Origin of the sequence: Streptomyces bohaiensis (assembly GCF_012033785.1) — a bacterium.
GTDB lineage: Bacteria > Actinomycetota > Actinomycetes > Streptomycetales > Streptomycetaceae > Streptomyces > Streptomyces bohaiensis.
In genome coordinates this window covers 24,545-31,372 of sequence record NZ_JAAVJC010000030.1, presented here as the reverse complement: position 1 = coordinate 31,372, position 6,828 = coordinate 24,545, and the positions used below count along the sequence as shown (strand labels likewise).

Here is a 6,828-nt window from a genome sequence, read left to right as displayed (position 1 = left end):
GGTCTCCTCGCGGAACGTGGTCAGCCAGTGCTCCAGCAGCCAGGCGTCCATCCGGTCGGTGACGGCGCGCACCCCCGGTGAGCAGCGAGAGGGCGGACGGTGGCGGCGTGCGCGGCGGTTCGCGCGCTGCGGCGATCGGGTGCGGTCGGCGTCCGAGACGGGGTATTCGGGCGCATCGGCGCGACGCCCCGGACCACCTCCGCGCTCCCGAGCTTTCACTGGTCTGTCATGTGGACGTTGTGCCGTACCACTGGTGCCCGTTGTGATTCCCTTGCGACTCTGAGCGACCGGGTGCGCACACGTGTGCCCGCGTCCACGTCCCAGGGAGACCCTGTGTCTGGTACCCGCCAGCCATGGCGCCGCGTCCGCGGCGCGTTCCCCCTCGCCGCGACAGCGGTGGCGGCGGCCCTCGCCGTCGGTCTGATCCCCCCGGCAACCGCCCAGACCCCCTCTCCCGATCCGGCCGCCCGCACAGTGGTCGACGGTGACGGCACCGAGATCTCCGCCTCCGCCCGGCCGATCGCCCCGGGCGCCGAGCTCACCGGCACGCAACGCCTGGAATCCGACAAGTGGTTGGACGTCCAGACCCTCACCGTGGACCTCGCTGCCGACCTCACGGTCGACTACCTGGCCACCGCGGACGTCGCCGACGCGGCGACCGTCGGTGAGCTGGCGGCCGCCCACGATCCCGGGGCGGGTCGCAGCACCGTCGCCGCCGTCAACGCCGACTTCTTCGACATCAACGCCACCAACGCCCCGCTCGCCCCGGGCATCCGGGACGGCGAACTGGTGCAGTCCGGCAGCCTGAACCGCACCACCGTCGTCGGCGTCGACGGTGACGGTTCCGGCCGGGTGCTCGACGTGCTGTTCGACGGGAAGGTCGCAGGCCCGACCGGGGAGGCGGCGTTGACCAGCTACAACGCGGCCTCGCTGCCGGCCGACGGCATCGGCGTCTACACCGCCGGGTGGGGGGAGGCGGATCGGCTGCTGCCGGTGCTCGGCGCCCAGCAGGTGACCGAGGTCGTCGTGGAGGAGGGCCGGGTCACCTCGGTCTCCCAGAAGCCCGGACGCGAGCGGGTCCCCGCCGACGCGACCGTGCTGCTCGGCCGCGACGCCGGCGCCATCGCGCTCTCCGCTCTGGCGGCGGGCGACACGGTGGAGATGGAGTACGCCGCACGCACCGCGGACGGCAGCGCGCTGCCGCGCACGGCGGTGGGCGGCAACGGGCTGCTGGTGGTGGACGGCGAGGCCCAGGACTGGGAGGGCCGCCCCAACAACGCGACCGCTCCGCGCACCGCGGTCGGGTTCTCCGAGGACGGCAGCGACATGTACGTGGTGGTGGTCGACGGCCGCCAGGCGCACTCCGGCGGGGTCACCCTCACCGAACTCGCGGTCATGATGGAGCGCCTGGGCGCTCACTCCGCGCTCAACCTGGACGGCGGCGGCTCGACCACGCTCCTCTCCCGAGCAGCGGGGAGGGACGGACTCGACCTGGTCAACAAGCCCTCCGACGGCGAGCAGCGACCGGTGCCCAACGGGCTGGCCCTCACCGCGCCCGCGGGCGGCGGCGAGGCCACCGGTATCCGGGTGGCCACCCGCGCCCTGCCCGCGTCGGCACCGAACGGCGAGACGATGGGAGACGCCCGGACGGACCGGGTCCTGTCCGGACTGACCAGACAACTGGACGCCCACGTCCACGACGCCACCCTCGGCCCGGCCGGACCCACCCGCGCCGCCTGGTCGGTGTCGCCCGCCGGGTCCGGCGCTGTGGACGCCGACGGTCTCTTCACCGGCGCGGAACCGGGGCCCGCCACGGTCTCGGCCACGGCGGGGACCGCGACCGGCTCCCTGGAGCTGACGGTGCTCGGTGAGGTGGAGCGGTTGGAGCCCACGCGCCGCAGGCTCGCGCTCTCCGGGGCCGGGGACACCACCCGGTTCGGGTTGCTGGGCCACGACGCGGCGGGCTACTCGGCACCCGTCGAACCCCGGGACGTCTCCCTCACGTACGACGCCGAGCTGATCGAGGTCGAGCCGGACCCGGCGCGTGGCGGCTGGACGGTGCGGGCCCTCACCGACACCTACACCGCGAGCACGATCACCGCCCGCGTGGGAGAGGTGACCACCGTGCTCTCCGCCGGGGTGGGACTGCGCGCCACCACCGTCGCCGACTTCGAGAACGTCGACGACTGGCGCTTCTCCCACGCCCGGGCAGCGGGCGAGCTGTTCGCCGAACCGGACGGGCGCCAGGGCGCGGCGCTCGGGCTGCGGTACGCCTTCGACCGCAGCACCGGCACCCGCGCGGCGTACGCGACCCCGGCCGGGGGTGACATCCGGGTCGCAGGGCAGCCGCAGAGCTTCACCCTCTGGGTGCGGGGCGACGGCAACGGCGCCTGGCCCGCGCTGCATCTGAAGGACGCCGACGGCACCAGCCGGGTGCTGCGCGGGGAGCACCTGGGGTTCATCGGATGGCGGCAGATCACGTTCGAGGTGCCCGACGGGTTCTCCTACCCGGCCGTCGTCCACCGGGTGTACATCGCCGAGACCCGGCCGGACGCCGCGTACCGCGGCGAGATCGCCGTCGACCAGCTCGTCGCCGACACCCCGCCCGACGCCGACCTGCCGGACCCCGCACCGGTGGTCGACCCGCTGATCACCACCGCCGCGGCGGCCGACGCCCGTGACTGGCGGTTCGCGCTGGTCTCCGACGCACAGTTCGTGGCACGGGACCCCGACAGCGACGCGGTGGCCGCCGCGCGACGGACGCTGCGCGAGGCGCGCGCCTCCGCGCCGGAGTTCGTCGTCATCAACGGCGACTGGGTGGACGAGGGCTCCCCCGCGGACCTGGAGTTCGCACGGACGATGATCGAGGAGGAGCTCGGCGACCTGCCCTGGTACTACGTACCCGGCAACCACGAGGTGATGGGCGGGACGATCGACCAGTGGGAGGAGGTGTTCGGCGCGCGGCAGCAGAGCTTCGACCACCGGGGCACCCGCTTCGTCACCCTGGACACCTCCTCCCTGTCGATCAGCGGCGGCGGCTACGCCCAGTGGCGGGAGCTGCGTGAGCAGCTCGACGCCGCGGCCGCCGACGCGGCGATCGGATCCGTGGTGGTCGTCTCGCACGTGCCGCCGCAGGATCCGGGTCCGCAGCCCGCCAGTCGGCTCACCGACCGGATGGACGCCTGGCTGCTGGAGCACTGGCTGACCACGTTCCGCGAGGAGACCGGCAAGGGCGCGGCGCACCTGGGGTCGCACGTCGGCCTGTTCGACTCCTCCCACCACAACGGCGTGCCGTACCTGATCAACGGCAACGCGGGGAAGGGCCCCTCGGCGCCGCCGGACCGCGGCGGCTTCAGCGGCTGGTCCACGGTGGGCGTGGACGAGGTGCCGGGCGCCGGGCGGCCGGCGTCACTCGCGGCCGGCCGGCCCGGCGGGCCGGACTGGATCTCCGTCCGGACCCGGCCGCACGTCGACGGCCTGACACCGGCGGTGCCCGCCGCGGTGCGGGTCGGGGAGACGGTGCCGGTGGCGGCGACGGTGACGCAGGGCGCCGGGGAGGAGGCGCGGGAGGTGCCCGCCGCCTGGCCGGTCAGCACCGACTGGTCGGGGTCGGCGACGGTGCACGTCGGTGACCCGGCCGACGCCGACCGGCGTCACGCCGCGGTCCTCGACCCCGAGGCCGGGACGCTGGCCGCGCTGCGGCCGGGACGGGTCACGGTGGCGGTCTCCGTCAACGGGGAGCGCGCCGAGGTCACCGTGAACCTGGTGCGCTGACCACCCCGGCGGACGCACTGCGGTGCGGGCCGGGGAGGACACCGAGGTGTCCCTCCCCGGCCCGCGCCGTGGTGGGGCGGCGGCGCCGTGCGGCGGCCCGCCCGCCGTGTCAGAGGTGCGGCAGGATGTCCGGCAGCAGGTCCTTGAAGGTCCGGCCCTGGGAGGGGACGCCGATGGCGGTCATCTCCCAGCCGCCGCCCCTGCGGCTGACCTTGGCCATGATCTGCGCGGTGTAGGCACCGCCGCCGGTCAGCGTGTAGCGGGCGAGCTCCTCGCCGTTGGTCCGGTCCACCAGGCGGCAGAAGGCGTCCTCCACCTCGGTGAAGGTCTGCCCGGTGAAGGAGTTCACGGTGAAGACGATCTGGTCCACCTCGGCCGGGACCGCGGTCAGGTCGACGAGGATGACCTCGTCGTCGCCGCCCCCGGTGCCGCCGGTGAGGTTGTCACCGGTGTGGGTGACCGAACCGTCCTTGCTCTTCAACTGGCGGTAGTACACGACGTCGGCCATCTCCCTGCCGGCGAACAGCACCGCCGAGGCGTCGAGATCGATGTCGCCGCCGCCGAACAGCTTGCCCAGGAAGCCGGAGCGCTTCACGGCCTGCCAGCCGAGGCCCATGGACACCGCGGAGAGCCCGCCGCCGTCGCTCTTCTCCAGGCTGATCGCCTGGCCCTTGGACAAGTTGACGCCCATGGATGTCCACTCCTGTCGCGCTCACGTCGGTCGTTGGGGCCCGGGGGACCCGTTCGAAACCCTACGTCAGCGCGACTGCGGGCGACCAGGGCCCCGGACGGGCCCGGGGCCGCCGCTCCGGTCGGGCCGTCAGGCGAGCCCGACCTCCTTCATCTGGCGCAGCTCCTTCTTCAGTTCGGAGACCTCGTCACGCAGCCGGGCGGCCACCTCGAACTGGAGCTCCGCCGCGGCGGCGCGCATCCGTTCCGTGAGCTGCTCGATGGTGTCGGCGAGTTCGGCGGCGGGGCGGTCGGTCAGCTCGCTCTCCTCGCGGCGCTCCCGGGCGGTCCTCCCCGGTACGGGCGCCTTCCCGCGGCCCGTCTCGGCGGGCTTCCGGTAGCCGGTGGCCAGCAGGTTCTCGGTGTCGATCTCCTCCCGGATGATGTCCGAGACGATGTCCCCGATCTTCTTGCGCAGCGGCTGCGGGTCGATCCCGCGCTCCTCGTTGTACGCGATCTGCTTGGCCCGCCGCCGGTTGGTCTCGTCGATCGCCTTCTCCATCGCGGCGGTGACGCGGTCGGCGTACATGTGGACCTGGCCGGAGACGTTGCGCGCCGCGCGGCCGATGGTCTGGATGAGGGAGGTCCCCGATCGCAGGAACCCCTCCTTGTCCGCGTCGAGGATGGCGACCAGCGACACCTCCGGCAGGTCCAGCCCCTCCCGGAGCAGGTTGATGCCGACCAGGACGTCGTACTCGCCGGAACGCAGCTCCCGCAGCAGCTCGACGCGGCGCAGCGTGTCGACGTCGCTGTGGAGGTAGCGGACCCGGATGCCCAGCTCCATGAAGTAGTCGGTGAGGTCCTCCGCCATCTTCTTGGTGAGGGTCGTGACCAGCACCCGCTCGTCGCGTTCGGTGCGGGTGCGGATCTCGTGGACCAGGTCGTCGATCTGCCCCTCGGTGGACTTCACCACCACCTCCGGGTCGACCAGCCCGGTGGGACGGATGATCTGCTCCACCACGCCGTCGCCGCGGGACAGCTCGTACGGGCCCGGGGTCGCGGAGAGGTAGACCGTCTGGCCGACCCGCCCTAGGAACTCCTCCCACTTCAGCGGCCGGTTGTCCATCGCCGAGGGCAGCCGGAAACCGTGGTCGACCAGGGTCCGCTTCCGGGAGGCGTCCCCCTCGAACATGGCGCCGATCTGCGGCACGGTGACGTGCGACTCGTCGATGACCAGGAGGAAGTCCTCCGGGAAGTAGTCCAGCAGGGTGTGGGGCGCGGTCCCCCGCTCCCGGCCGTCGATGTGCAGGGAGTAGTTCTCGATGCCGGAGCAGGTGCCGATCTCCCGCATCATCTCCAGGTCGTAGGTGGTGCGCATGCGCAGCCGCTGCGCCTCCAGCAGCTTGTTCTGCCGCTCCAGCTCCGACAGCCGCCCCGTCAGCTCCGCCTCGATGCCGGCGATGGCCTTCTCCATGCGCTCCGGCCCGGCGACGTAGTGGGAGGCGGGGAAGACGAAGAGCTGCTGTTCGTCGGAGACCACCTCACCCGTGAGGGGGTGCAGCGTGGAGAGGGCCTCGATCTCGTCGCCGAACATCTCGATGCGGACCGCGAGCTCCTCGTAGACGGGGAAGATCTCCACGGTGTCCCCGCGGACCCGGAAGGTGCCCCGCGTGAACGCGGTGTCGTTGCGCGCGTACTGGATGTCGACGAAGCGGCGCAGCAGCGCGTCCCGGTCGATCTCCTCACCCACCCGGAGCGGGACCATCCGGTCGACGTACTCCTGCGGGGTGCCCAGGCCGTAGATGCAGGAGACGGAGGCGACCACGACCACGTCACGCCGGGTGAGCAGCGAGTTCGTCGCGCTGTGGCGCAGCCGCTCGACCTCGTCGTTGATCGAGGAGTCCTTCTCGATGTACGTGTCGGTCTGCGGGACGTACGCCTCGGGCTGGTAGTAGTCGTAATACGAAACGAAGTACTCGACGGCATTGTTCGGCAGCAGCTCGCGGAACTCGTTGGCCAGCTGCGCGGCCAGCGTCTTGTTCGGCGCCATGACCAGCGTCGGTCGCTGCAGCCGTTCGATCATCCAGGCGGTGGTCGCGGACTTGCCGGTTCCGGTGGCGCCGAGCAGGACGACGTCGCTCTCCCCCGCACGCACCCGTCTCTCCAGCTCGTCGATGGCCGCCGGCTGGTCACCGCTGGGCTGGTAGGGACTGACGACCTCGAGGGGCGCCACAGTGCGTTCGATGTCGGAAACGGGTCGCATGACCCCACGGTACGACCAGCCACCGACACCGCACGGCGGGAAGCGCGCCGGGCGACGAGCGCGACCGCCCGGTCACCGGCCGTTCGGCCGCTGGGCCACCGTTCGCCCGTATGGGTACACCG

At 72.6% G+C, this 6,828-nt stretch carries 4 protein-coding genes; 1 reads left to right on the top strand and 3 read right to left on the bottom strand.

Going from position 1 to position 6,828, the window contains the following annotated elements; genetic code table 11:
• Positions 1-219, bottom strand: a 219-nt coding sequence (locus HCN52_RS24685) for a hypothetical protein (RefSeq protein WP_209314220.1), incomplete at its 3' end; no start/stop codon positions are given.
• 114 nt (positions 220-333) lie between these two features.
• Here HCN52_RS24685 and HCN52_RS06455 point away from each other — a divergent pair.
• On the top strand, positions 334-3,774 hold the full coding sequence (locus tag HCN52_RS06455) for a phosphodiester glycosidase family protein (RefSeq protein WP_312876573.1): 3,441 nt from the start codon (positions 334-336) through the stop codon (positions 3,772-3,774).
• Between the two features lie 109 nt (positions 3,775-3,883).
• On the opposite strand, the gene HCN52_RS06450 is transcribed toward HCN52_RS06455, so the two are convergent.
• Both HCN52_RS06450 and uvrB read right to left on the bottom strand, forming a co-directional pair.
• Positions 3,884-4,465 (bottom strand): TerD family protein, encoded by a 582-nt coding sequence (locus HCN52_RS06450; protein ID WP_168087382.1) that lies wholly within the window; start codon positions 4,463-4,465, stop codon positions 3,884-3,886.
• A 129-nt stretch (positions 4,466-4,594) separates the two neighbouring features.
• Positions 4,595-6,706 (bottom strand): excinuclease ABC subunit UvrB, encoded by a 2,112-nt coding sequence (gene uvrB, locus HCN52_RS06445; protein WP_168087381.1) that lies wholly within the window; start codon positions 6,704-6,706, stop codon positions 4,595-4,597.
• Between the last annotated feature and the right edge of the window lie 122 nt (positions 6,707-6,828).

Excerpts from the sequence above, each read along its gene's own strand:
- uvrB (WP_168087381.1), bottom strand. The coding sequence starts at position 6,706 with ATGCGACCCGTTTCCGACATCGAACGCACTGTGGCGCCCCTCGAGGTC.
- HCN52_RS06450 (WP_168087382.1), bottom strand. The coding sequence starts at position 4,465 with ATGGGCGTCAACTTGTCCAAGGGCCAGGCGATCAGCCTGGAGAAGAGC.